This window comes from Agromyces luteolus (assembly GCF_009729855.1).
GTDB classification, from domain to species: Bacteria; Actinomycetota; Actinomycetes; order Actinomycetales; family Microbacteriaceae; genus Agromyces; species Agromyces luteolus.
The window spans coordinates 287,134-311,275 of sequence record NZ_WODA01000023.1; the positions used below are offsets into that span (position 1 = coordinate 287,134).

The 24,142-nt window shown below is 71.6% G+C and carries 27 protein-coding genes; 10 read left to right on the forward strand and 17 right to left on the reverse strand.

What is annotated here, in order from left to right:
• Positions 1–30: 30 nt before the first annotated feature.
• From GLX25_RS13280 to GLX25_RS13320, 9 genes are all read right to left on the reverse strand, one after another.
• Positions 31–810 carry an enoyl-CoA hydratase/isomerase family protein gene (locus tag GLX25_RS13280; protein ID WP_155842914.1) on the reverse strand — a complete coding sequence of 260 codons (780 nt, stop codon included), beginning with the start codon at positions 808–810 and terminating at the stop codon, positions 31–33.
• Positions 810–1,961 carry an ABC transporter substrate-binding protein gene (locus tag GLX25_RS13285; protein ID WP_155842915.1) on the reverse strand — a complete coding sequence of 384 codons (1,152 nt, stop codon included), beginning with the start codon at positions 1,959–1,961 and terminating at the stop codon, positions 810–812. The genes GLX25_RS13280 and GLX25_RS13285 overlap by 1 nt, the downstream gene beginning before the upstream one ends.
• The gene (locus tag GLX25_RS13290; protein WP_155842916.1) at positions 1,958–3,217 is read right to left on the reverse strand and encodes a CaiB/BaiF CoA transferase family protein; all 1,260 of its coding nucleotides are present in this window, start codon (positions 3,215–3,217) and stop codon (positions 1,958–1,960) included. Before GLX25_RS13290 ends, GLX25_RS13285 begins: the two co-directional genes overlap by 4 nt.
• Positions 3,214–4,314 (reverse strand): Gfo/Idh/MocA family protein, encoded by a 1,101-nt coding sequence (locus GLX25_RS13295; protein ID WP_155842917.1) that lies wholly within the window; start codon positions 4,312–4,314, stop codon positions 3,214–3,216. Before GLX25_RS13295 ends, GLX25_RS13290 begins: the two co-directional genes overlap by 4 nt.
• On the reverse strand, positions 4,311–5,273 hold the full coding sequence (locus tag GLX25_RS13300) for an MBL fold metallo-hydrolase (protein ID WP_155842918.1): 963 nt from the start codon (positions 5,271–5,273) through the stop codon (positions 4,311–4,313). Before GLX25_RS13300 ends, GLX25_RS13295 begins: the two co-directional genes overlap by 4 nt.
• A 19-nt stretch (positions 5,274–5,292) precedes the next feature.
• A complete protein-coding gene (locus GLX25_RS13305; protein ID WP_155842919.1) occupies positions 5,293–6,444 on the reverse strand; it encodes a mandelate racemase/muconate lactonizing enzyme family protein in 1,152 nt (383 codons plus the stop codon).
• Between the two features lie 8 nt (positions 6,445–6,452).
• Entirely contained in the window at positions 6,453–7,358 is a 906-nt protein-coding gene (locus tag GLX25_RS13310) for a carbohydrate ABC transporter permease (protein WP_166548797.1), read from the reverse strand.
• The gene (locus tag GLX25_RS13315) at positions 7,351–8,214 is read right to left on the reverse strand and encodes a carbohydrate ABC transporter permease (RefSeq protein ID WP_155842920.1); all 864 of its coding nucleotides are present in this window, start codon (positions 8,212–8,214) and stop codon (positions 7,351–7,353) included. The genes GLX25_RS13310 and GLX25_RS13315 overlap by 8 nt, the downstream gene beginning before the upstream one ends.
• 82 nt (positions 8,215–8,296) lie before the next feature.
• On the reverse strand, positions 8,297–9,667 hold the full coding sequence (locus GLX25_RS13320) for an ABC transporter substrate-binding protein (RefSeq protein ID WP_166548798.1): 1,371 nt from the start codon (positions 9,665–9,667) through the stop codon (positions 8,297–8,299).
• A 139-nt stretch (positions 9,668–9,806) separates the two neighbouring features.
• Here GLX25_RS13320 and GLX25_RS13325 point away from each other — a divergent pair, with 139 nt between their 5' ends.
• A complete protein-coding gene (locus GLX25_RS13325; protein WP_155842922.1) occupies positions 9,807–10,562 on the forward strand; it encodes a FadR/GntR family transcriptional regulator in 756 nt (251 codons plus the stop codon).
• A gap of 25 nt (positions 10,563–10,587) precedes the next feature.
• Here GLX25_RS13325 and GLX25_RS13330 read toward each other — a convergent pair whose 3' ends face one another.
• The 4 genes from GLX25_RS13330 to GLX25_RS13345 all read right to left on the reverse strand — a co-directional run bounded on the left by GLX25_RS13330 (position 10,588) and on the right by GLX25_RS13345 (position 15,053).
• A complete protein-coding gene (locus GLX25_RS13330) occupies positions 10,588–12,705 on the reverse strand; it encodes an alpha/beta hydrolase (protein ID WP_155842923.1) in 2,118 nt (705 codons plus the stop codon).
• On the reverse strand, positions 12,705–13,304 hold the full coding sequence (locus GLX25_RS13335) for a TetR/AcrR family transcriptional regulator (RefSeq protein WP_155842924.1): 600 nt from the start codon (positions 13,302–13,304) through the stop codon (positions 12,705–12,707). The genes GLX25_RS13330 and GLX25_RS13335 overlap by 1 nt, the downstream gene beginning before the upstream one ends.
• A 133-nt stretch (positions 13,305–13,437) precedes the next feature.
• Positions 13,438–14,520 (reverse strand): winged helix DNA-binding domain-containing protein, encoded by a 1,083-nt coding sequence (locus tag GLX25_RS13340; RefSeq protein ID WP_155842925.1) that lies wholly within the window; start codon positions 14,518–14,520, stop codon positions 13,438–13,440.
• Between the two features lie 20 nt (positions 14,521–14,540).
• Positions 14,541–15,053: a recombinase family protein gene (locus tag GLX25_RS13345; RefSeq protein WP_271192461.1), complete on the reverse strand. Its 513-nt coding sequence runs from the start codon at positions 15,051–15,053 to the stop codon at positions 14,541–14,543.
• Between the two features lie 83 nt (positions 15,054–15,136).
• On the opposite strand from GLX25_RS13345, the gene GLX25_RS13350 reads away from it, so the two are divergent.
• Together GLX25_RS13350 and GLX25_RS13355 are read left to right on the forward strand one after the other, a co-directional pair.
• Positions 15,137–15,604 (forward strand): VOC family protein, encoded by a 468-nt coding sequence (locus tag GLX25_RS13350; protein WP_155842926.1) that lies wholly within the window; start codon positions 15,137–15,139, stop codon positions 15,602–15,604.
• A gap of 7 nt (positions 15,605–15,611) precedes the next feature.
• The gene (locus GLX25_RS13355) at positions 15,612–15,992 is read left to right on the forward strand and encodes a YciI family protein (protein ID WP_155842927.1); all 381 of its coding nucleotides are present in this window, start codon (positions 15,612–15,614) and stop codon (positions 15,990–15,992) included.
• 21 nt (positions 15,993–16,013) lie between these two features.
• Here the strand turns inward: GLX25_RS13355 and GLX25_RS13360 are convergent, their stop codons facing one another.
• Positions 16,014–16,760 carry a DUF4386 domain-containing protein gene (locus GLX25_RS13360; RefSeq protein ID WP_155842928.1) on the reverse strand — a complete coding sequence of 249 codons (747 nt, stop codon included), beginning with the start codon at positions 16,758–16,760 and terminating at the stop codon, positions 16,014–16,016.
• A 26-nt stretch (positions 16,761–16,786) separates the two neighbouring features.
• Positions 16,787–17,845, reverse strand: coding sequence for an NAD(P)-dependent alcohol dehydrogenase (locus GLX25_RS13365; RefSeq protein WP_240898343.1), 1,059 nt, complete (start codon positions 17,843–17,845; stop codon positions 16,787–16,789).
• A gap of 101 nt (positions 17,846–17,946) precedes the next feature.
• Between GLX25_RS13365 and GLX25_RS13370 the strand changes: the two genes are divergently transcribed.
• From GLX25_RS13370 to GLX25_RS13390, 5 genes are all read left to right on the forward strand, one after another.
• Positions 17,947–18,645, forward strand: a complete 699-nt coding sequence (locus GLX25_RS13370) for a TetR/AcrR family transcriptional regulator (RefSeq protein WP_240898344.1) — start codon at positions 17,947–17,949, stop codon at positions 18,643–18,645.
• A gap of 67 nt (positions 18,646–18,712) precedes the next feature.
• Complete coding sequence (locus GLX25_RS13375) at positions 18,713–19,450, forward strand: alpha/beta fold hydrolase (protein WP_155842929.1); 738 nt, start codon at positions 18,713–18,715, stop codon at positions 19,448–19,450.
• A gap of 129 nt (positions 19,451–19,579) precedes the next feature.
• Positions 19,580–20,494, forward strand: a complete 915-nt coding sequence (locus tag GLX25_RS13380; protein WP_155842930.1) for an RNA polymerase sigma-70 factor — start codon at positions 19,580–19,582, stop codon at positions 20,492–20,494.
• Positions 20,484–20,921 (forward strand): sigma-70 family RNA polymerase sigma factor family protein, encoded by a 438-nt coding sequence (locus GLX25_RS13385; protein WP_155842931.1) that lies wholly within the window; start codon positions 20,484–20,486, stop codon positions 20,919–20,921. The genes GLX25_RS13380 and GLX25_RS13385 overlap by 11 nt, the downstream gene beginning before the upstream one ends.
• Positions 20,922–20,965: 44 nt before the next feature.
• On the forward strand, positions 20,966–21,715 hold the full coding sequence (locus tag GLX25_RS13390; RefSeq protein WP_155842932.1) for an SDR family oxidoreductase: 750 nt from the start codon (positions 20,966–20,968) through the stop codon (positions 21,713–21,715).
• 29 nt (positions 21,716–21,744) lie between these two features.
• On the opposite strand, the gene GLX25_RS13395 is transcribed toward GLX25_RS13390, so the two are convergent.
• Together GLX25_RS13395 and GLX25_RS13400 are read right to left on the reverse strand one after the other, a co-directional pair.
• Positions 21,745–22,062, reverse strand: coding sequence for an ArsR/SmtB family transcription factor (locus GLX25_RS13395; protein ID WP_155050560.1), 318 nt, complete (start codon positions 22,060–22,062; stop codon positions 21,745–21,747).
• Positions 22,059–22,637: an SRPBCC domain-containing protein gene (locus GLX25_RS13400; RefSeq protein ID WP_240898345.1), complete on the reverse strand. Its 579-nt coding sequence runs from the start codon at positions 22,635–22,637 to the stop codon at positions 22,059–22,061. The genes GLX25_RS13395 and GLX25_RS13400 overlap by 4 nt, the downstream gene beginning before the upstream one ends.
• Before the next feature lie 158 nt (positions 22,638–22,795).
• Between GLX25_RS13400 and GLX25_RS13405 the strand changes: the two genes are divergently transcribed.
• Positions 22,796–23,233: a hypothetical protein gene (locus GLX25_RS13405; RefSeq protein ID WP_155842934.1), complete on the forward strand. Its 438-nt coding sequence runs from the start codon at positions 22,796–22,798 to the stop codon at positions 23,231–23,233.
• Positions 23,234–23,332: 99 nt separating this feature from the next.
• Positions 23,333–24,004, forward strand: a complete 672-nt coding sequence (locus GLX25_RS13410) for a hypothetical protein (RefSeq protein ID WP_155842935.1) — start codon at positions 23,333–23,335, stop codon at positions 24,002–24,004.
• Positions 24,005–24,142 lie beyond the last annotated feature (138 nt).

Sequence of the window (24,142 nt, forward strand, 5' to 3'; positions counted from 1 at the left end):
TCTCGTCGGTCCGGTTCGGTCTGGTGCGCGTCAGCGCCGGTGGAAGACGCCCGCGCGCTTCTCCGCGAAGGCCGCGCGGCCCTCGTGCGCATCCTCGGTGGCGAACGTCACGGTCTGCAGGTCGCGCTCGTAGCGCATGGCCTCGTCCTGGGTCATGTTGAACGCCGCGCGCAGGTTCGCCTTCGCGGTCTCGGCGGCGATGGGCGGGCGCGAGGCGATGACGCGAGCGAGTTCGACCGCGCGCTCGAGCAGCCGCTCGGGCTCGACGAGTTCGCTCACGAGCCCCCACCGGAGTGCGGTCTCGGCATCGATCGGGTCGCCGGTCATGAGCATGACGGCCGCGTTCGAGGGGCCGATCGAGTGCGCGAGGAACGTCGACATGCCGCCGCCGCCGATCCAGCCGAGCTTGATCTCGGGCGCCGCGAAGCTCGCGGTCGTCGAGGCGAGGCGGATGTCGCAGATGAGCGAGGTCTCGAGCCCCCCGCCGAACGCGTACCCGTTGATCGCCGCGATGACCGGCTTCCGCGCATCCCGGATCGCATCGCAGTAGTCGGTGCGGTTCCGGAACTCCCACGGCGTCGCATACGTGTCGAGCGTGCGGATGTCGGAGCCGGCGCAGAAGGCCCGCTCCCCCGCACCGGTGAGGACGATCGCGCGGACCTCGTCCGCGGCATCCGCCCACTCGACGACCTCGACGAGCGCGTACGACATCTCGGGCGTGACCGAGTTGAGCTTCTCGGGCCGATCGATCGTGACGATCGCGACGTGGCCGTCGACCTCGAGGCGGATGTTCGGGCTGGACGGCTCCATCAGAGCACGCTCCTCTCGCGGGCGAGCGCGTCGAACGCGCGGTCGAGTTCGGCGAGTGCGGCATCGGCCGATCCGCCCTCGAGCAGGGCCCGCCGCAGGACGGCCGAGCCCTCGGACTGGAACGGGATGTAGCCGGGCACGCGCGGGCGCACCCACGCGTCCTCGACGGTCGCGAGCGTGCCGCGGTAGAAGTCGCCGGATGCCGCGTTGACGGCGTCGTCGGTCCAGGCGCTCCGCAGGCCGGGCTGGCCGGCGTGGTCGGGGATGAAGGTGCCCTGCGCGATGGGGTCCAGCAGCCCCGCGAGGTGCACGACGAGGGCGGCGTCGGGGCGGCAGCGGGTGGAGATCGCGATGCCGGTGCCGCCGATCGTCGAGCCGCGGCGTCCGCCGGCGGTGGCCGCGGGTGCGTCGTCGAACCGGAGCGCGCTCGGTCCGGAGGCGTAGTTGACGTAGCCGTACACGAGCGGGATGTACGCGATGTCGCGGTCGCGGCGCATCCGCTCGAGCAGGCCGATCGGGTTGAGGTCGGCGGAACCCTCGGGTATGCGGGACGCGAGCTCGGCCATGATGCCGAACGCCTGCGCGCCGAGCTCCGGGGCGACGAAGCCCGAGCCAGGCTTGGTCGCGGGGGCGACGCCGTCGGCCGCGCCGAGCGCGACGCAGATCGACGCGAACGACAGGAACGCGTGCGGTCCCGCGAGGCTCAGCGCAACCTGGGCGGTCTTCGAGAGCTCCACGACCTCGTCCCAGGTCCGCGGCGGGGCGGCGACGAGCTCGGGCACCCGCACCGCGACCTGCGTCGCCGCGTCGAGCGGCAGCGCCCAGAGGCGGCCGTCGAGCGTGTACGACGCGGCGCTCGGGCCGACCGCACCGGCGCGCACCTCGTCGAGGAACGCGGGCGGGAACACCTCGTCGAGCGGCCGGATCGCATCGCCCGCGAGGGCGTCGCCCAGGTGCGGGTGATCGAGCACGATCACGTCGTAGCGCTCCGCGCTCTCCTCGATCGGGCTCGACTCGAAGCCCTCGAGGGGGTGCACGTCCCACTCGATGAGCGGCGCGCCCGCGGCATCCGTCGCCGTCTCGGCCGCCCGCTCGAGCGCGAGACGCCCGCGCGGGTGGTCCCAGGTGAGTCCGCGGTAGCGAGCGGTCATCGGGCGCTCGCGGCGACCGGCGCCGTCTCGGTCGCCCGGGCCGCGCCCGACGCGAGCAGCGTATCGACCGCATCGTCGTCGAAGCCCGCCTCGACGAGGATCTCGCGCGTGTGCTCGCCGACGAGCGGCGCACCGCGGTACACCTGCGGCGGCGTCGCCGAGAACTGGTACGGGAACCCGGGGGTCTTCACGAGCCCCTCACTGGGGTGCTCGTACTCGATGAAGGTGCCGTTGTGCACGATCTGCGGGTCGTCGACGAGTCCCGCGTAGTCGTTCACGGGGCCGATCCACATGCCGGCCGCGCCGAGCAGGTCGATCCAGTGGGCGGCCGTGTCCTGCCGGAGCTTCGCGGCGGTCTTGGCGTGGATCTCGTCGCGACGGGTCCACCCCTCGACCTCGCTCGACCAGCCCTCGAACGACGGCTCGTCGATGAGGCGGCCGAGTTCGTGCAGGTCGGCGAAGGCGAGCGCGACGTAGCCGTCGCTGGTCTCGAAAACGCCGTAGGGCGCCCGGATGTAGACGTGAGCGTGCGGCTCGGCCGAGCGCTGCTGTGCCTTGCGGCCGACCGTGAAGACCGAGAGCTCCTGCATCTGGAGGGTCGTGAGCGCGTCGAGCATGTTCACGGTGACGAGCTGGCCCTCGCCCGTGCGCTCGCGGTGCAGCAGCGCGGCGAGCACGCCCTCGAACGCCGTCGACGCCGTGATCGCGTCGGCGAGGTACTGCCCGGCGGGCGAGGGCTCGTCGCCGTCGCGGCCCGCCGAGTACATGGCCCCCGACATCGCCTGGAGCAGGAGGTCCTGGCCGGGGCGATCGCGGTACGGCCCGTCCTCGCCGTAGCCCGAGATCGACACGTAGACGATCGACGGGTTGATCGCGCGCAGCGACTCGTAGTCGACCCCGAGGCGCGCAGCGACGCCCGGGCGGTAGTTCTGGAGGAACACGTCGGCTCCGGCGACGAGCTCGCGGAGCGCGGCCTTGCCCTCGGCGGCCTTCAGGTCGAGCGCGACCGAGCGCTTGTTGCGGTTGAGCGAGAGGAACGAGACGTTGATCTCGTTGCCCACCGCGCCGCCCGCGGCGGCGTGACGCTGCCACTCGCCCGTCGTCGGCTCGACCTTGATGACGTCGGCCCCGAGGTCGCCGAGGCGCTGTGCCGCGAACGGCCCCGCCATGGCGATGGAGCAGTCGAGCACGCGGTAGCCCGCGAGCACGCCGGGCTTGTGGGATTCGGGGTTCTGGGCCTCGGTGGTCTGGGTCATGCTGATTCCTCGTGCGGGTCGGCGGCGCCGGCATCGGCCGGGCCGTGGACGGAGACCTCGGCGCCGCCGACGGCGGCGCTCCGCAGCATCGCGTCGATGAGCTCGACGGAGCGCGCGGCCACGTCGGCGTCCGAGTTGTTCTCGGTGCTCGCGCCCGTGATGAGGTCGATGAAGCGGTTGGGGGGCACGATGCACTCGTAGGCGCCCGCGCCGGGCTCGATGTCGAGGTCCCACTGCTGCCCGTCGTGGCGGTGCAGCGAGACGCGCTCGCGCTCGGTGTCGAGGAGCAGCACGCCCTCGGTGCCGAAGATGCGGAGGTCGACCTGGTACGGGTTGCCATCGGGCAGCGTCGCCGCACCCGAGAGCGAGCCGAGCGCCCCGCCGTCGAAGGTGATCACGGCGGCGTCGAACAGGTCGACCGCGGCGCCGACGTTCGAGACCTTTGCCATGACGGATGCCGCGCGCAGCTCGCTCAGCCAGAACAGCAGGGCGCTCGAGTGCGTGACCTGCCCGTGCGCGTAGCCGCCGCCGCGGGACGGCGACTGCCAGGTGCGGGGGTCGGGCCCGCTCGTCTTGGAGTCCCAGAGCGAGCGGATGTGATTCGTATCGCCGGCAAACAGGCCGCGCGTCGGCGAGGCCATGTGGCAGAGCACGTGCTGGATCTCGCCGAGGCGCCCGGCCTCGACGAGGCGCTTGGCCTCGATCGTGAAGGCCTTGTAGTTCCAGCCGTACGGCGCGAGGAAGTGCACGCCGGCCTCGCGTACGCGGTCGGCGAGGTCCCAGCCCTGTTCGGCCGTGAGCGTCACGGGCTTCTCGACGAGCACGTGGAGCCCGCGCTCGATCGCGGCCACGGCCTGCGGGTGGTGCAGGTCGTGCGGGGTCGTGATGACGACGGCGTCGAGGTCCTGGTCGAGGAGCTCGTCGTAGTCGTTCGTGGCCATGCCGAAGCCGAACTGCGCGCGCACGTCCTCGAGCTCGGGCCCGATGCCGCACACGCCGACGAGGTCGACGTCCTCGCGGCCGGCGAAGATCGGGAAGTGGTTGCTCGTCGCCCACCAGCCGGCGCCCACGGCGCCGAGCCGCACCCGCCCGCTCATCGGACGAGGCTCCAGCGACGGCGGCCCGCGGCATCCGTCTGCTCGGTCACGACGCCGCGTGCGGCGAGCCGCTCGAGGTTGCCCGTCACCGGGAACACCGCGTAGTCGAGCGCGTCGGCCGGCCACGGGCCGAGTTCGGCGCCCGCCGCGCGGACCAGCTCGAGCGTCGTGCGCGGGGCGTCGTCGGCCGCGAGCACCGCGGCGAGCACGTCGTCGATGCGCTCGGTGTACGCCTCGCTCTCATCCAGGAACTCCCGCACGCCCCGGCCCTCGTAGACCGGGTAGTGCGCCGTGAGGAGCAGGTCGGCATCGAGGTCGCGGAATGCGGAGAGGCTCGCGACGTACGGGTCGACGTCGCGGTACGTGGGCGGGAACGCCGCACGGCCGTCGGCATAGGGCACGGTCGTGCCGAGCGTCGCGTCGCCGATCATCAGCGCGCGGTTCTCGGGGTCGTGCACCGCGACGTGGCCTGGGCTGTGGCCCGGCACGTGCAGCACGCGCACGGACCGGCCGCCGAGGTCGAACTCCTCGCCGCCCGAGACCCGGCGATCGACGGGGACGAGGTCCGAGACGCTCCGCAGGTACGCGGTCGTCTCCGGCGGGTCGTCGAACCCGTCGGTCTCGCGGAACTCGCCGTAGCGCACGTCGATGAGCCGCTGGACGTCCTCCACGAGGTCGGTGTCGAGGTCGTGCGCGACGATCTCGACCGACGGGATCGCCGCCTTGAGCGCACCGTTGCCGCCCGTGTGGTCGAAGTCGCAGTGCGTGTTGACCGCCCAGCGCAGCTTCTCGCGCGGGATGCCCGCCTCGTCGAGGTACGGCAGCAGCGTCTCGGTGATGCTCTCGCGGATGCCCGTGTCGACGAGCAGCGCGGCGTCGTCGCCGACGAGCAGGTAGAGCGCCACGAAGCGCTCGCCGAGCGGCGCCTGCACGCGGTGCAGGCCCTTCCTGATCTCCATCGGAACCTTCCCGTCCGTCTCAGCGCTCGACGCCGTCGAGCACGACGCGCAGCCCCGCGCGCACCGGTCGCATGTGCGGGCCGGCGGGGTTCGCCCAGCCGTTGCCGCGGCGGGCGCCCTCGATCGCGGCCTCGTCGACGCGGATGCCGGCACCGGGCTCGTCGCTCAGGACGATGCCGCCGTCGGCGAACTCGTGGTCGACGTGCACGCCGTCGGCGAACTCGGTCGCCTGCACCTCGGTGGTGAGGTGGTTCGGCACGGCCGTCATGACGTGCGCGACGGCCGGGTTGGCGTTGTAGCCGACCGGGCTGATCGGCAGGTCGCGGGCGGCCGCTGCGAGTGCGAGGCGATGCATGTGGCTGACGCCCCAGATCGCGCCGGCCTGCACGACGTCGGGCGCGCCGGCCTCGAAGAACGGCTTGAACTGGTCGACGCCGGTGAGGTTCTCCCCCGTGGCGACGGCCGCGCGGATGGCGGTGCTCAGGCGCGCGTGTCCCACGGCGTCCCACCGGCGCAGCGGCTCCTCGACCCAGAGCAGGTCGACCTGCTCCTCGAGGGCGCTGACGTACCGGACCGCCTGCTTGACCTGCCACGACTCGTTCGCGTCGAGCATGAGCCCGGGGCGCGAGGTGTTCGCGGCGAGCGCGTCGGCGAGGATGCCGAGGCGGCGGAGGTCGGCGTCGAAGTCGAGGCCGCCCTTGAGCTTGCCCGCGACGAAGCCGCGGTCGGCGAATTCGGCGTAGAACGCCGCGAGGTCGTCGTCGCCGAGCGCGATGTCGAGGCCCGAGGCATAGCCCGGCACGAACCGGTCGCGGCCGCCGAGCAGGCGCCAGAGCGGCTCGCCCGCGGCCTTCGCCTTGAGATCCCACAGTGCGGCGTCGAGCGTGGCCACGCCGCCGTAGGTGGCCCCGGCGTGGCCCGACTTGAACACCTGCGCGAGCATGCGGTCGAACAGCGCGGCGACGCCGCGCGGGTCCTCGCCGTCGAGGGCCGGGAAGAGGCGCGCGAGGTCGGCGTGCGATCCGATGCCGACGCCCTCGATGCCGGCATCGGTCTCGATGATGACGATCGGCACCTCGGTGACGGCCTCGACGATGTGGCCGTTGACGTCGCCGATGGCGCGCCGCCAGTGCTGCTGGGCGGTGAGGGTGCGGTACCCGGTGATCTTCATGGGGTCCCCTACTCCTTGGTTCCGCCGGCGGTCATGCCCTCGACGAGGAAGCGCTGCGCGAACAGGAAGATGAGCAGGATCGGTGCCACCGAGAGGAGCGTTGCGAGGGCGAGCGTCGGCAGTTGGATGACGATGCTCGACGCCGTCGTCGGGTTGAACGCGGGAACGTTCGAGAGCAGGTTCGCAAGCCCGACCTGCACCGGGATCTTCTGCCCGCCGACCACGAGGAACGGCAGGAAGTAGTTGTTCCAGTTGGCGACGAAGCTGAAGAACCCCACGAGCGCGATGACGGGCGTCGCGAGCGGCATGGCGACCTGGGCGAACACGCGGAACTCCCCCGCGCCGTCGATGCGAGCGGCGTTCAGCAGGTCGTGCGAGACCGCGGTCGAGAAGTAGATGTACGTGAGGTACACGCCGAACGGGAAGAACGAGAACGGCAGGATCACCGCGAGCGGGCTGCCGATGAGGCGCGCCGCCGAGAGCTCGAGGAAGATCGGCAGCACGAGCGCCGTGTTCGGGATCAGCATGACGATGAGCGTCGTCACGAGCAGGATGCGGCGGCCCTTGAACTCGATGAGCGCGAGGGCGTAGCCGGCGGGGATGCTCACGATGAGCGTGATCGCGAGCGCCGAGAAGGAGTAGAACGCCGAGTTGCCGAGCCACACGGCGAAGACGCCGCTGCCGAACGCGAACAGCTCGTTCCAGTTGGCGGCCAGCTGCTCGAACGATCCGAAGGCGAAGGGACCGGAGAGCAGCAGCTCGGAGTTGGTCTTCGTCGGTGCGAGCAGCAGCCAGATGATCGGCAGGATGAAGAAGGCGGCGAAGGCGAGCAGCACGACGGCCACGAGCGCACGGCCGATCCACTGCGCCGGGGTGAGTGCGCGCCGCCTGCGGCGCACGGCGAGGTCAGTCACGTTCGAACAGCTTTCCGCGGAAGATGAAGATGGTGGACAGGCCGAGCGCCACGACCAGGAGCATGACCGAGATCGCGGCGGATCCCGAGAAGTCGCCCTGGCGGAAGGCGTAGAGGTAGGCCAGCTGGTTGAGGGAGTAGTCCTCGGGCACGACGTTCTTGGTCGCCTGTGCGAGGACCTTCGGCTCGACGAAGAGCTGGGTGCCCGCAGCGAGCGACATGATGCCCATGTAGCTGATCCACTTCGTGAGCATCGGCAGCTGGATGTACCACGCCACCTGGAGGGCGCCCGCACCGTCGATGCGCGCGGCCTCCATGATGTCGGCGCTGATGTTGTTGAGCGCGCCGTACATGATGACGATCCATCCGCCCGCGCCGGCCCAGAAGGCGATGACCGTGAAGACCACGGGGAGGTTGCCGACGGCGACCACGTTGACGAGCGACTCGTAGCCCATGGCGCGCAGCAGCGCCGAGACGGGGCTCACCGAGGGGTCGAGCACGAACAGCCAGAGCAGCACGCTCGACGCGCCCGCGATGGCGCCCGGGATGTAGAAGAGGAACCGCGCGGTGTCCCCGAGCCAGCGCACGCGGATGCCGTGCACGACGATGGCGAGGACCACCACCAGGACGATGAGGCTGATGAGCCAGAAGACGACGTAGAGCGCGACGTGGCCGACGGCCGGGAGGAACCGGTAGTCGTTGAAGACCTTGACGAAGTTGTCGAACCCGACGAAGACCCCGTTGCGGGTGAATGAGAGGAAGAGCGCGTAGAGCGTGGGCAGCAGGCCGAACGCCACCAGGAGCAGCGTGTAGCCGCTGACGAAGACGTAGCCGAATCGCGACTGCCCGGCGCTCATGCGGCTGGCGCGCCGGCGCTCCGGCCGGCGCCGCCCCGAGGGGACGACGCCGGCAGGAGCCGGAGGTGCGGTGACGGTCACGTTACTCGACCGTGTATCCGTTGACGGTGGCCTCGTTCTCGAGCTCCGTCTGCCAGGCGGGAAGGAGGGAGACGACCGACTCGCCCTCGGCCATGCCGGGGATGACGACCTTGGCCCAGGCGGTCTCGGGGCTCCACGGGGTCACGTTCCATCCGCCCCAGATCTGGCCCGCGGCATCCGACATGACGGTCTTGAAGTCGTCGTTGACGAAGTAGCCGGCCTCGGCCTGCTTGTCGAGCCACTTCTCGGCGGCCGACGTGTAGGCCGGGTAGCCGGAGGAGGCCTCGACCTGGAACTCGTCGGCGCTCGTCACGAACTCGAGGAAGGTCTTCACGGCCTCGAGGTTCTCGGAGTGGCGCGAGGCGTACCAGATGCCGCCGCCGACGTTCCCGGCTGCGACGTCGCCGCCCTCCCAGCTCAGCGGAGGCGCGACGCCGATCTCACCGGCGGGCGTCGCGAGACCGCCCTGGAAGATCGCACCCGTGTACCAGACCGGGCCGGGGACGCCGACGAGCTTGTCGGCGTAGTTCGCGGCGAACTCGGCGCTGAAGAAGCTGTCCTGCACGAGCGTGCCGTTCTCGAGCATGCCGTCGATGATCTCGGAGATCTTCTGGGCGTTCTCGTCGGACGTGTCGGAGTGGAACACCCCGGCTTCGGGCGACTGGAACACGGGCGACTCGGAACCGCCGTAGTAGATGTAGGTCATGAAGCTGTCGCCCATGCTGCCGAGGATGTAGCCCGGGTGCTCGGCGGCGAGCTGGTCGCCGAGTTCCGCGTACTCCTCCCACGTCGTGGGCACCTCGTAGCCGAACTCGTCGAGCAGCTTCTGGTTGTAGTAGAAGACCGTCTGGGCGAGGTCGTTGCGGAGGCCGTAGACCGTGCCGTCGATCGTGGCGTAGTCGAGCGAGCCGTCGGCGAAGCCGTCGAGGAACTCCTGGTCGATGAACCCCTCGTTGAGCGGCGCCGCGAAGCCGGCCTCGCCGTTCGGGGTGTCCTTCGACGCCCAGATGGCATCGTTCTGCTGCGTCGAGAAGACGACGTCGGGCCAGCCGTCGCCGGCCTGGTCCATGAGCGAGATCTTGCTCTGGAACGAGCCGCTGCCGCCGGCGTTGCCGTCGTAGGTCTCGAGCACCACGTCGATGTCGGGGTACGCCTCCTGGAAGGCGGTCACCGCGGGCTCGCGCGAGGCGTCGACCCAGACGGTGATGGGGCTGTCTGCGACCTGCTCCGCCGCGGCGAAGCCGTATTCGCTGTCACCCCCCTCTTCGGCGCCCGTCGAGCATGCGCTCAGGACGAGGAGTCCGGTGGCCACGACGGCCCCGGTGGTGATCAGCCGAGTGGCTCGGCGTCGGAAGGACGAGTGCTGTGACATGTCGCGCATTCCTGTTCTGGTCGGCGTCTCTGACGACTGGGCACGCCCGGGGTGGGCTTGAAGCGAGTACATCATACGTCTTACAAAGATGCAAGAGAAGATCATAGGTATTACCACTTTCGACGGCTATGCTTTCCGCATGTCCATCGAGACCCGCGCCGGTGCGGAGCGATCCGCCGCCTACCCGACGATCGCCGCGCGCGCCCGCACGCCTCGCCTGGGCGTCACCGTCGTCGCCGACCTCGTCGACGCCATCGTGCGCGGCGACCTCGCTCCCGGCACGTCGCTGCCGCCCGAGGCCGTGCTCTGCGAGCAGTTCGGCGTGAGCCGCACGGTCATCCGCGAGTCGGTCAAGCGGCTCGAGGAGAAGGGGCTCGTCACCGTCGCCCAGGGCCGCGGCACGCAGGTCCTCGGCGCGGAGTCGTGGAACATGGTCGACGCGACCGTGCTCTCGGCGCTCGTCGCCAACGACGCGACCCTCGGCATCCTCGACGACCTCAGCGTCGTGCGCGCCTCGCTCGAAGGCGTCATCGCCCGCGACGCGGCGGCGCGCCGATCCGACGAGGAGCTCGAGCGGCTCCGCGAGGCGCTCCAGCTCATGCGCGACACCATCGAGGACGAGCCGGCGTTCAATGCGGCGGATGTCGTCTTCCACGCGACCGTCGGCGAGATGAGCACGAACCGGCTCGCCGTCAACCTCGTGAACATCCTGTTCGGGCAGGCGCGCGAGAGTGCGCGCTTCCACCTGCACAGCCGCCTCGAGACGACGCTCGACGAGCACGAACGCGTGTTCGCCGCGATCGAGGCGGGCGACCCGGATGCCGCGGAGCAGGCCATGCGCTCGCACATCGCCGACGCGTGGGAGCGCCGCCGTCCGCCGAGCCCCAAGCGCTGAGCATTCGCCGGCACCCGACCGAGCGTCAGAGCAGCCGCCCGATCAGGCGCGCCGCGCGCGCCGCGCCATCCGTCTCGACATCGCGGTAGTCGACCTTGCGCCCGAGCTCCTCGGCCATCGCCGCGGCGAGCGCCTCGGGCTCGAGGTCGTCGTACTCCATGAAGCGGCCGGCGCGGTAGCGGTCGAGGCGCGCGCGCACGTGGAACCGCTGCTCGAAGTGCTGCTGCAGGGGCACGTAGATGAAGGGCACCTTGGCGGCCGTGAGTTCCATCGTCGTCGTGAGACCGCCCTGCACGATCGCGAGGTCGCACGCGGTGAGGTGGTGGTGCAGGTCGGGCACGTACGCGCGGTACTCGACGCCGGGCACCTGCGGGAGGCTCGCGGGATCGATGCGCGGACCGGTCACCACGATCATCCGCATGCCCGGGATGGCGCGGTGCGCGGCCTCGGCGGCCGCCACGATCCGGCGCAGCAGCGAGACGCCCACGCCCGAACCGCCGACCGCCGCGATGACGACGCGCTCGTCGGGGCGGTACCCGAGTCGCTCCCGCAGTTCGGCCTTCTCGCCGAGCGCCGCGGGGTCGAACCCGGTGATGTACCCGGAGAAGTCGAAGTGCTCCTCGGTCCAGTCCCGGATGCGCGGCATCCCGGGCCCGAAGGCGTCGGGCACGATGTCGTCGGGCGACCCGACGAACACGGCGGCGTCGCGCACCCGGCCGAACCGGTCGACGTGCTCGATCATCTCGAGGTTGTAGTCCGCGGCGACCGCGGCCTCGCGCGGGCCGCGTGACGGCATCGGCAGGTAGCCGACGAAGTCGGTCATCCACGCGAACGCCCCGCGCTTGAGGTTCGGGTTCTCGAAGAGGTAGTGGTCGACGTCCCACGCCTCGTCGGCGATCACCAGGTCGTACTCCCCCGACGCGACGACCTCCTCGAACACCATGAAGTTGTGCAGGAGGATCTCGTCCATGTCGCGGATCGACTGGAACACCGCGAGGTCGTGGTCGCCGCTGTCGTGCTCGATGTGCGACGACTCGCTGGCGAGGGCTGCGGATGCCGGGTGCAGGCGCTCGTTCGCGACCGCGAGCACTCGCGTCACCGGGTCCTGGGCGAGCCAGTCGATGCGGGCGTTCGGATGCAGCGCCCGCAGCTCCTGGGCGATCGCGAGGTCGCGGCGGGCATGGCCGAGCCCGATGGGCGAGGAGAGGTAGAGCACCGTCTGCTCGCGCCCCGGACCGATCCACCACGTGCCGTCCAGGCGGGTGGTGCCGAGGACGCGGTCGGCGAAGGCGCGGATGGCGTGGTTCACGCGCACCGGGAACCGGACCTGCGGCGCGTGGCCGGCGTGCTCGATCTCGAGGAGCTCCGCGTCGGGCAGGATCCGCTGCATCACCCGGGACGACTCGATCGAGGTGATCCGGTCCTCGCTTCCGTGGATGAGCAGCGTCGGGGTCTGGAGCATCTCGAGGCGACGGCGGACCTCGTCGACCGTGAGCTCGTCGTAGTCGTCGGCGATCGACCAGGCCAGCACGTCGGGCCGCTGGTCGAGGCCCCACTCCACGAGGTCGTCCCACGCCTTCGTCGAGTGCGGGTCGGAGGCGACCTGCGACATGAAGAACTCGACGAAGTCGGTCCAGTCGCGCTGCCAGTAGCGGGTGTCGAACTTCGCCCAGCCCTCGGGCTCGGGGTTCGCCACGGGGTCGTAGGGGACGTCCGGCGTGCGCTCGGAGAGCGGGACGACCCACGGGTGATGGCCCCCGATCGAGACGATGCCGAGGACCCGGTCCGGATGCATCACGGCGAGGTTGATCGCGATCTCGCCGCCCATCGAGAATCCGACCGCGACCGCGGCATCCGTTCCGGTGGCGTCGAGCACGGCGATCGCGTCGGCGACGCGGTGCCCGAAGCTGTACCGGGCGGGGTCGAGCGGGCGCGACGAGCGCCCGGCGCCGACGGCGTCGTAGATCACGACGCGGAAGTGGCGCGCGAGGTACGACAGCTGCATCTTCCACACGCGCTCGTGGACGAGCTCCCAGGTCGGCAGGAGGAGGATCGTCGGCCCGGCCTCGCCGTACGCCTCGTAGTGGACGGTCGCCCCGGCGCGCTCGAGGTCACCCTCGAGGGTCGGCGTCGCGACCTCCATCAGGCGACCTCCCGCTCCATCGCCCGCTCGCCGGACTCGATCAGCGTGCCGATCGCGCGGAGCGACTCGCGCAGCGGCAACTGGTCCTCATGGCCCGAGAGGATCAGCAGCTCGGCGCCGACGAACGCCGCCGACGTGAGCGCGACGACCTGGTCGATGCTGAGCGGGCCGAAGGAGAAGCCCCGGTCGGCGTGCCGGCGCGCCGCGGTGGTGAGCACCTCGGACCACCCGTGGATGATGTCGTGCACGCGCTCGCCGATGAGCTCGTTCGACAGTCCCGCGGCCATCATCTCGAGCAGCACCCGCACGTAGCCCGACGCGAGGTCGTCGTCGAGGTAGTCGCACGCGGTCGCCCACTGCTGCGACAGCGGCTCGTCCTCGGCGTACATCGCGCCCTGCCGCTCGAGCAGCTGCGCGTTCTCGGCGTCGAGCATGCACAGCACGAGGAGTTCCTTCGACCCGAAGTGGTAGTGGATCTGCGAGAGCGGGACGCCCGCGAGGTCGGCGACCTTGCGCGTGGACAGGGCCGCGTAGCCCTGCTCGACGACCAGGCGACGCGTGGCGTCGAGGATGCGGGGGACGGTGGTGTTCGTCGGCATGACGCCTTCCCGATTCGTTCGGTCGATCGACCGATTTCGCGACCAAGGTACTCCGCCGCTCACATCGCGTCAAGACCCGGCCGCCGCCGTCAGCCCCGGCAGCCCTGTCAGCCCCGGCAGCCCAGGCAGCCTGTCAGCCCGCGCGGAGCTCGACCCGCGCGTCGAGGTCGAGGTACCGGCCGTAGGCGGTCGCCTCCGCTTCGAGGGCCGCGACCTCGTCCGCGCGCAGTGCACGGTACGGCCTGAGTTCGAACGCGACCTCCCGGGTGCCGATCCGCCGCCGCATCGCGGCGACGAACTGCGCGTCGACGAGCGCCATGCCGATCGCCGTCTCGCGGCCGCGCCCGACCAGTCCGTCGGCGTCGATCACCCAGCGCGAGTCCTGGTAGCCGCGGTACATCTCGTCGAGCACCTGCAGCAGGTGCGCGTCGGGCGCTCCACCCGAGGGGGCGACGGATGCCGGCGACTCGCCTGGCGCGTGCCAGAACGTCCGGCCGTCGTGCTCGAAGGAATCCAGCCGACCGGCCGCACCCGCGATGCCGCGCCGCGCGTCGGTCAGCGTGAGCGTCGCCCAGTACGAGAGGTCGCGCTCGGTCGCGGGGCCGTGCGACGAGAGGTACCGCGCGGCGAGCTCGGCGAGCGCCTCGTCCCGATCGCGCGGCGCGGCCGCGGGCACGCGGTCGTCGAGGAGCGCGTAGGTGTGCTCGCCGTCGCGGGGCACGCCGCCGCAGACGATGCCGTGCAGTTCGAGGTGGGCGAGGAACAGCATGAGCTCGAAGCTGCTGAGCGACTCGTCGCGTTCCGCGAGCCCGGAGGCGACCTCGGAGCGCGTTCGGTCCGGTGTCGTGGCGAGCATCGACGTGACGACATCGGTGAGCCGCGTCATCCGCTCGACCAGCGGCCGCAACTGCTGGACGGCGACCGGGATCACGCGCGGCGCGGTGACCTGGAGCAGCCAACGGAGGTCGTCGGCGTGCACGTAGTGCCAGGTCGGACGCAGCACGTGGGTGCGGATCACCCGGCCCTCGGCGAGCGCCGCGTCGAGGTCCTCCCGGCTCGGCGAGGCGGTCCGGGTCGCGACCGCCCACGCCGACTGCGACGGGTTCTCGGCCTGCACGCCGAGGAGCGTCCGGACGACCGTCTCGGCGTCCGCGACCGGCGCGGCGAGCAGCTGCGAGCGCAGTCGCCAGCGCGCGAGGTCGCGGTCGGTGGTCACGCCGGCTCCACCCGCGCGGTTCACCCGCGCGCGTCCTCCAGGTGCGGCGCGCCGCGGCCCAGCACCTTCACGACGAGGTTGTGGCGCCGCAGCGTGCGAATGGTGCGCGCGACCTCCTCGGGCGAGCGGCCGAGCGCGAGCTCGTTGACGACGACCAGCACGTCGCCCGCCTGGAGCGTCGCGAACAGGCGGCCGAGGCGCTGCTCCCACGTCTCCGGCATGTCGGGCGTCGGGTAGCGGAAGTCGAGGATCTGCACGCCGAACCGCGTCAGCGCGGTTCGCTGCTCGAGGATCGGCGGCATGTCGTCGCGCGGCACGACGAGCCCGACGAGCCGCGAGCCCTCGGGCCGCGCCTTCCACCAGTCGTGGTTCTGCTGCAGCTCGACGAAGCACTCGGGGCACCCGATCGCGTGGTGTCCGGGCGTATGCATGCCGCCGGCGGCATGGGTCGCGTCATCCGTCGCGGCATCCGTCGTCGCATCCGCCTGCTGCTCGCCCATGTCGATCACCTTCGTCGTCACCGTCCGCGTCACGTTCCATTGTCGCCGACCGCACGCCATCGGCGTACGCTGACCCCGATCGCGCGCCCGCGCGAGACCCGGACGAGGGGGTTCCGATGGCCGAACTCGCACCCATCCAGCCGTGCCTGTGGTTCGACGACCAGGCCCGCGAGGCGATGGCATACTACGTCGAGGTGTTCCCGGACTCCTCGATCGACCGCGTCGACGAGTACCCCGACGAGTCGCTCGACGAGCACTTCCGCGGCATGTCGGGCAAGGTGCTGAACGGGCAGTTCACGCTGAGCGGCGTGCCGTTCACGTGCCTCGACGGCGGCCCGCTGTTCACCTTCAACGAGGCGATCTCGTTCATCGTCGCGTGCGCCGACCAGGCCGAGATCGACCACTACTGGGAGCGGCTCTCGCACGTTCCCGACGCCGAGGCGTGCGGGTGGTGCAAGGACCGGTTCGGGGTCAGCTGGCAGGTCATCCCGGCGAACATGGGCGAGCTCACGCGGCGCCCGGAGCAGATCCAGGTGATGATGCGGCAGAAGAAGATCGTGATCGCCGAGCTCGAGAACGCCTGAGCGACGGATGCCGCGGAGCCCCGACATCCCGGACGCGTTCGACGTCGTCACGCTCGTCGTGCTGCGTCGCCCCGACGATGCACCCGAGCTCCCGGAGGCAGAGCTCGACGCGCTGCAGGCGCGTCACCTCGCGTACCGGGCCGAGCTGCGCCGCAGCGGCGTGATCGTCGCGAACGGCCCCTTCGGCGAGCAGAGCGACCCGTCGTACCGGGGCATGTCGATCTTCGCGTGCAACCGGGCCGAGGCGGCCCGGCTCTCGGCGGCCGACCCCTCGGTCGTGGCCGGACGGCTCGCGTTCGACGTCATGGAATGGTGGGTCGCCGCGGGCTCGCTCGCGTTCCCGCAGGCGACCGGCCCGGTCGGCGAGCGCCGGGCCATGCCGGACTGAGCCGACGCGAGCCGCTCCCGGCTACGCGACCTCGGCCGCGACGCGCGGCCGGCGCCATCCGGTCACGAGCAGCCACACGGTGAACGAGAGCTCGGCGACGATCGACGGGATCGCCACGACGAGCAGCATGACGTCGGCGATCGCCGCGTAGTCGGGAAGCAGGGTGACGGCCAGCGTGTCGACCCCGTAGGCGACGCCGGCGACGATGAGCGTCCAGCCGAGCCAGACGGGCGCGATGCGCGAGGCGACGATCATGCGGCCGAGGAGCACGAGGTGCACGCCGAACGCGAAGAGGCCGACGAGCCACGCGTAGTCGAAGGCCTCGAACATGAGCAGGCCCGCCTCGGGGCCCATCGTGCCGGTGCCCGGGCCGCCGGTGACGAGCTGGAGGCCGAGGAACATGAAGACCGCGGCGACGCCGAGCATGACGGTGTACACGAGGCGGAACCACGCGGCGAGCAGCGAGCGGTCGCGCCCCGCCGGCCGGAACAGCACGTACAGCGCCCACGCGATCGGCACGTCGATGAGGAACACGACGACGAACGCGGCGAGGCCGCCGCGGAAGAGCGACTCGGATGCCGCGACATCCGCCGCCGTTGCCGCCGCGTCGCCGGGGTGCACGAGCGATTCGCGGACGACGAAGTTGGCGAAGATCGCGAGTACGAAGATCGCGACGTAGCCGAGGCCCGCGATGCGGGCGGCGCGCCGACGCGTCTGCGCGTCGTCGACGTCGGCGTGATCGGGCCGGGTGAGTTCGGTGGTGGGCATGGGGTCCTCCAGGTGGGGTCGGGTGGTCAGCGGCCGACCATGATGACGGCCTTGCCGGCGATGCGGCCGGCCACGAGGTCGCTCATGGCGCGGCGCACCTCGGTGAGCGGATGGGTGCGGCCGACGGTCGCGGTGAGCTCGCCGGCCGCGAGCAGGTCGGCGAGTTCCTCGATGGCGTCCTGCTCGTGGCTCGAGATGAAGAACGTGAGGCGCTTGCGGGTGAACAGCGAGCGCAGCGGGGCGCTGAGCTGACGCTGCAGGCCGCCCGTGAGCCGGCCGCCGCCCTCGCCGCCGACGATCACGAGGGTGCCCCGCGGGGTGAGGATCCGCTGCAGGCGACGGACGGGCAGCCGGCCGTTGATGTCGATGATGAGGTCGTAGCGCTCCGAGCCCCTCGAGACGTCGGTCGCGCGGTAGTCGATCACGCGCACGGCGCCGAGCGAGCGGACGTGCTCGGCCTTGGCCGCGCTCGCGACGCCGGTGACCTCTGCGCCCGCGCGCACCGCGAGCTGCACGGCGTACCCGCCCACGCCGCCGGAGGCGCCGATGACGAGCACGCGCTGGCCGGCGGCGACGCGGCCGCTGCCGTGGACGGCCTGGTGGGCGGTGAGCCCCGAGACCGGCACGACAGCGGCCTCGTCAAACGAGACCGACCGCGGCTTGCGGGCGAGGGTGGACGCCTCAGCGACCGCGTACTCGGCGAAGCTGCCGTCGGCGATTCCGAACACCTCGTCGCCGATGTCGAACCGGTCGACGCCCTCGCCGACGGCGACGACGACGCCCGCGACGTCGAACCCGGGCACGGGCTGGGTCGGACGACGGAAGCCGAACATGAGGCGGGTGAGGTACGGCAGCCCGGTCATGAGGTGCCAGGTGCCGCGATCGAGGCCCGCCGCCCGGACTTCGAGGAGCACCTGGCCGGCCGCGGGGCGCGGCACGTCGATGCGGTCGACGTCGAGCACGTCGACGTCGCCGTAGGCGCGCTGCACGACGGCGGTCATCGTCGCGGGTGCGACACGGCCGACCGCGGTGGCGGCGGTGCGCGTCGTCGTGGTCGTGGTCGTGGTTCCGGTCTGGGACTGCATGTCCTTCTCCTCGGGAGTTGATTCGTACTTAGTACGACTTGGTGTGAGACACTACTCGTACTAAGTACGATGAGTCAAGACCGAATGATGGAATGGATGCCATGACCGACACGACGATGGCCGAGCGACCCCACGTCCGCGGCTCGTTGAACCGCGACCGGGTGCTGCACGGCGCGATCGAGTTCGCCGACCGCGAGGGCATCGAGCCCCTCACCATCCGTCGGCTCGCCGACCACCTCGGCGTCAAGCCGATGACGATCTACCACTACGTCGCGAACAAGGAGGCGATCATCGACGGCATGATCGACCTCGTCTTCGACGAGATCGAGCGCCCGCCGGCCGACGACGCATGGCGGACGGGGATCCGGGCCCGCGCCGTCTCGCTCCGGGAGGTGCTGCGACGGCATCCATGGGCGACGCCGCTCATGGAATCGCGCACGAACCCGGGCGCCGGCACGCTCGGCCACCACGACGCGCTGGTCGCCTGCTGGTACCGCTCCGGGCTCCCGCTCGAGTTCATCGCGCACGGCCTCGCGGTCGTCGACGCCTTCGTGTACGGGTTCGCCATGCAGGAGGCCGCGCTGCCGTTCGGCGACCACCAGGGCGACCTCACCGAGGCGGCCGAGGAGATCATCCTCCCGCTCCCGACGGGCGACCACCCGCACCTCGTCCGCTTCACGCAGGAGTACGTGCTGCAGCCGGGGTACGACTTCGGGCGGTCCTTCGACTTCGGGCTCGACCTCATCCTCGACGGGCTGGAGGCGGCGGCGGCGCGCGAGCGAGCCGCGGGCGACGCCTGATCGGTCACATCACGGCGGGCCTTCCGGTCCAAGCTCTCGACACCCGCCACACCGGAAGGAACCCACCATGTCGAACCGGAAGCCGACCGTCGTGCTCGTGCACGGCGCCTTCGCAGAATCCGCCAGCTGGAACGGCGTCATCGAACGCCTGCATGCCGAGGGCGTCACCTCGGTCGCCGCCGCCGATCCGCTCCGCAGCCTCGCGGGCGACGCCGCCGCCGTGCGCGACGTCGTCGCCTCGATCGACGGACCCGTCGTGCTCGTCGGCCACTCCTACGGCGGGCTCGTGATCAGCGAGGCCTCCGCGGCCAACGATCAGGTCGCCGCGCTCGTGTACGTGTGCGCGTTCGTGCCCGAGACCGGCGACAGCGCGTTCGCGCTCTCCACGAGCGAGCCGGGCAGCACGCTCGGCGAGGCGCTCGACGCCCACCCGATCTCCACGGGCGGCGTCGAGTTCACGATCCGCCGCGAGGTGTTCCGCGAGCAGTTCGCCGCCGACGTCGACCCGAAGACCGCCGGACTCATGGGCGCGACGCAGCGCCCGGTCACCGAGGCCGCGCTGCAGGAGCCCGTCCGGGCGGCCAGGCCCGGATGGATGGACACGCCCTCGTGGCACGTGTTCGCGAGCGAGGACCGCAACATCCCCGTCGCCGTGCACCGTGCCGGCGCCGAGCGTGCCCGCTCGCGCGGCACCCGCGAGATCGAGGGCGCGTCGCACGCGCTGAGCGTCTCGCAGCCCGATGCGGTCGCGGAGGTCGTGCTCGAGGCCGTGCGTGCCGTGAGCGAGACGAGGGCGGCCGCGTAACACGCGGCGAGTCATCCGTTCTCCTCACCGCCCGATCGGATCGGCCACCGGATGTCACATTCCGGCGGCCGATCCGGTCGGAGCTTGCGGGGGCTGGTGGCGCTCCCACCGGAGCGAGAGGATCACCGCATGGACGACGCCGACGGACTCGACGCCGACGGACTCGACGCCGACGACCTCGACGACGCGCTCGCCGTGTTCTCCGCCGTGCGCGGACGCCTCTTCGGCATCGCGTACCGCATGCTCGGCAGCGCGACCGACGCCGAGGACATCGTGCAGGAGGCGTGGCTGCGCTGGCAGCGCACGGACCGCAGCGTGGTGGAGGATCCGCCCGCGTTCCTCGCGACCGCGACCACGCGGCTCGCGATCAACGCCCTGCAGTCGGCGCGCGTGCGCCGCGAGACCTACATCGGTCCGTGGCTGCCCGAGCCGGTCGACACCGGCGCCGACCCGACGCTCGGCGCCGAACGGGCCGAGGCGCTCGGGTTCGCGGTGCTCGTCATGCTCGAGCGGCTCACAGCGACCGAGCGCGCCGCGTACGTGCTGCGCGAGGCGTTCGCCTACTCGTACGCCCAGATCTGCGGGATCATCCAGGTCTCCGAGGCCGCCGCCCGACAGCTCGTGAGCCGCGCGCGCAAGCACCTCGCCGGCGAGCGCCGCCGCGACGTGACGAGCGCCGAGCAGCGCCGACTGCTCACCGCGTTCGTCGGCGCCGCCCGCACCGGCGACCTCGATGCGCTCGAGCGGCTGTTCGCGGAGGACGTCGTGTCGTACTCCGACGGCGGCGGCGTGGTACGGGCGTCGAAGTTCCCCGTCCGCGGGCGCGTGACGGTCGCGAAGTTCGTGCGCGCGTTCCACGAGCGCTTCTGGGCGGGCGTCGAGACGATCGAGGCCGACCTGAACGGCGAACCCTCGGTGCTCCTCGCGAAGGACGGCACGACGTTCGCGGTGCTCACGGTCGTCGCCTCGGCCGGCGCGATCGACCAGGTGCTCTGGATGATGAACCCGCACAAGCTCGCCGCCGTGGCGTCCCGTGCGGCGTGACGGGGCGGCGGCGGCCCTGCTCGTCGCACTCCGCGCCGGCGACGACGTCGCGCTCGCACGCCTCATCGACGTCGAGGCGCGGTTGACGATCGACACCGGAGATTCGGGCGGCGGTTCCGTGCGCGGGCGCGCCCGCGTCATCCGCACGCTCGCCCGCCTGCTCGTCGGTCGTGCCGATGCCGGACTCGAACCGGCAGAGGTGAACGGATGCCCCGGCCTCGCGCTGCGCCGGGACGACGGCACGGTGACCGGGGTGCTGGCGCTCGAGATCGAGGGCGGCGCAGGAACCGTCAGCGGCGATGGCGGCGGGGCCGCGATCGTGGAACTCTGGCTGCAGGCGTCGCCCGCGAAGCTCGAGCGCTGGAACCGTCGCCGCCCGGTGCCGGGGCGTCCGGTCACAGATCGCGGGCCCGCACGGTCGGAGTAGGTGACGGCCGCGGCACGCGCGGCCCCGACGGAAGGACCCCGCTCATGAAGATCGTCGTCATCGGAGGCACCGGCCTCATCGGCTCGAAGGTCGTCTCACTGCTCGCCGAGCACGGCCACGAGGCGGTCGCCGCCTCGCCGAACTCGGGCGTGGACACGCTCACCGGGGAGGGCGTCGCCGAGGCGCTCGCCGGCGCCGACGTCGTCGTCGACGTCTCGAACTCGCCGTCGTTCGCCGACGACGACGTCATGGCGTTCTTCACAACCTCGACGCGCACGCTCCTCGACGCCGAGCGTGCAGCCGGCGTCGGCCACCACGTCGCGCTCTCGATCGTCGGCGCCGACCTGCTTCCCGACAGCGGCTACCTCCGCGCCAAGGTCGCCCAGGAGCGACTGATCGCCGAGTCGGGGCAGCCGTACACCGTCGTGCGCTCGACGCAGTTCTTCGAGTTCGCCGGGCGCATCGCCGACGGGGCGACCGTCGACGGCGTCGTGCACGTGTCGACGGGCTCAATGCAGCCGATCGCGGCAGCGGATGCCTCGGCCGCCGTCGCGCGTGCGGCCGCGTCCGTACCGCGGAACGGCATCCTCGAGATCGGCGGACCCGAGAAGCTGCCGATGGCCGAGTTCATCCGTCGTGGGCTCGCGGCCCACGGCGACGAGCGCGAGGTCGTCGCGTCGCCGGACTCGCCGTACTTCGGCACGCTGCTCGCCGGCGACGAGCTGACGCCCGGGCCCGACGCCGAGCTGTCGACCACGTCGTTCGAGGACTGGGCGGCGGTGCAGGCGGGGTGACGCGCGGACGTACGGGGTGACGCGCCGGCCTACAGCCCCTCCGCGATCTCCTTGATCGCGGCCAGGCGGCGGTCCCACTCGGCGCCGATGGCCTCGAGCCGGCGCGCGGTCTCGCCGAGCCGCGAGCCGAGCACGCGGTAGCGCACCTCGCGACCGACGCGGATCGGCTCGACGAGGCCGACCTCCTGCAGCACGGCGAGGTGCTTGGCGATCGCCTGCCGGGTGACGGGCAGGCGCCCGGCGAGGGCGGACGCGGATGCGTCGCCCTCGCCGAGTGCGGCCAGGATGCTCCACCGGGTCTCGTCCCCGAGGGCGGCGAACACCGGGACCAGCGTCCCCGTGGTCATGCGGCGCCCTCGCGGGCGCGGCCGAGCGCGTCGCCGCCGAGCGCGTCGCCGTCCTCGGCGAACAGGGCGACGAGCTTGTCGAGCTCGGACACCCAGCCCTCGCCGTGCGCGCGCATGTTCGCTGCCGGGTCGGACGTCAGGTCGAACCCGGTCTCGACGACGGTGAGCTCGGTGGCGCCATCCGCCCGGCCGTCGATCGGGCCGTCGGAGACCGGGCCGTCGGCGACCGGGCCGCCCGGCACGGGCTCGAGGGTGAACGTGAAGACCGTCGAGGTGGCCTCGTCGACCCGGTCGGGCAGGTGCCCGAGGGCGTCGTCGTTCCCCCAGCGGTAGGTGATCGAGCGGGGCGGATCGACCGCCTCGACGCGGATCGGCACGTCGCCGTAGCCCTCGAACGTCATCGTGCCCTCGGCGCCGACGCCGGTGCCCTCGAGCACGGTCCGCCCGAACCAGCGCGAGATGTGCTCGGGCTCGGTGACGGCGGACCACACCTTCTCGACGGGTGCGTCGATGCGGATGGTGCGTCGAACGGTGAAGGTGCCCTCGTCGATGACGGAGGGCTCGTTGTCGGTCATGCTCACCATGATGGTTCCTTTCGAATCGAGCTGCAACCCTAGAGTTGCATGAATCCCTCACCTTAAGCAACCCTGTGGTTGCACATTCCTGCAGAATTGCCCGACTTCCGTGTCGGGCACGGATGCCGCGACCCTCCGAGCGGGCCTACCGTCGCGCCATGAACGAAGAGACACCGCCCACAGCAGCAGCAACAACGACCACGACGTCGGCATCAGCAGCACCAGCGGCTCCGGAACCGGCCGATCCGCAGACCGGATGGTTCCGCCGGATCCCGCTATGGGTCCGGATCACGGTGCCCGCCGTCGTGGTCGGCGCGGTGATCGTCGCCGGCGGCGTCGCCGGGACGTCGTCACCGGCCGCCGACGCCGATGCGCTCTGCCGGGACGCGGCGACGGCCCGGCTCGAGGGCCGCGGGCACACCGACGTCCAGCTCGCCACGTCGCTCGATCAGGCCGAAGCGGATGGCGCGCAGCGCGTCTCGGGCACCCTCACGTTCGTCGACGAGGCGGGCGCGACCCATCATGCGCTCGTCCGATGCGTGGTCCGCTCCGACGGCGACCGCCTGCGCGTCGCGAGCGTCCGGTTCTTCGACTGACGCGACTCCCCACCCGCCACGACCCATCCGGAGCAGCCTCGGCTCCGAATCCCCTGCACGGGCGCGGACCCGACGCCCGATCGCACGAGGGAGTACGACATGAGGAACGCACCACGCATCATCGCCGCCACGGCGGCGAGCTTCGCCCTGGCGCTCGGCGGAGCCACCGCCGCCTACGCCGGGCACGACTCCAACCCCTCCGGCAAGGTCGCGAGCTACAGCTACGACCTGAACGCGGTACAGCCGGCCGACGTGCCGGAGAGCCGCGCGAGCGGCACGACGCGGGTGAAGGCGCTGCCGAACGGCAAGCTGCAGGTCACCGTCGAGGCATGGGGGCTCTCGCCGAACCTCCCGCACGCGATGCACCTGCACGGCGTGCCCGGCGAGGCGACCGACCAGGCCTGCCCCGGTCCCGCTGCGGCCGGCGCCGACGGAGTCGTCACCGTGCTCGACGGTGCGCCGTTCTACGGCGGCATCCTGACCTCGCTGACCTCGACGGGCGACGTCTCGCCCGCGAGCGCGCTCGCACTCGACCGGTTCGCGATGTCCGACGCCGACGGCTACCTGTACTACCAGCGCACGTTCACCGACGTGCCGGGCTACACCGACGCCGGAACCGTCCAGGTCGTCGTCCACGGCATCGACTTCGACCGCAACGGCATGTACGCATTCAACCCGGCCGACCCGTTCTCGAGCCGCTCGTCGTCGCTCGGCGCGGGCATCCCGCTCGAGGCGACGGTGCCGGTGCTCTGCGGCGGCATCGCGAACTGAGTCGCGCGTCGCGCTGATCGCAGGCCACGGATGCCGCGGGGAGGGGGATCCCCGCGGCATCCGTCTGCGCGCGACCCGACCCGCCCGGCATCGGTCGCACCGTCGACACGGACCGCAAGGCCTATCGATCGCGCGCCG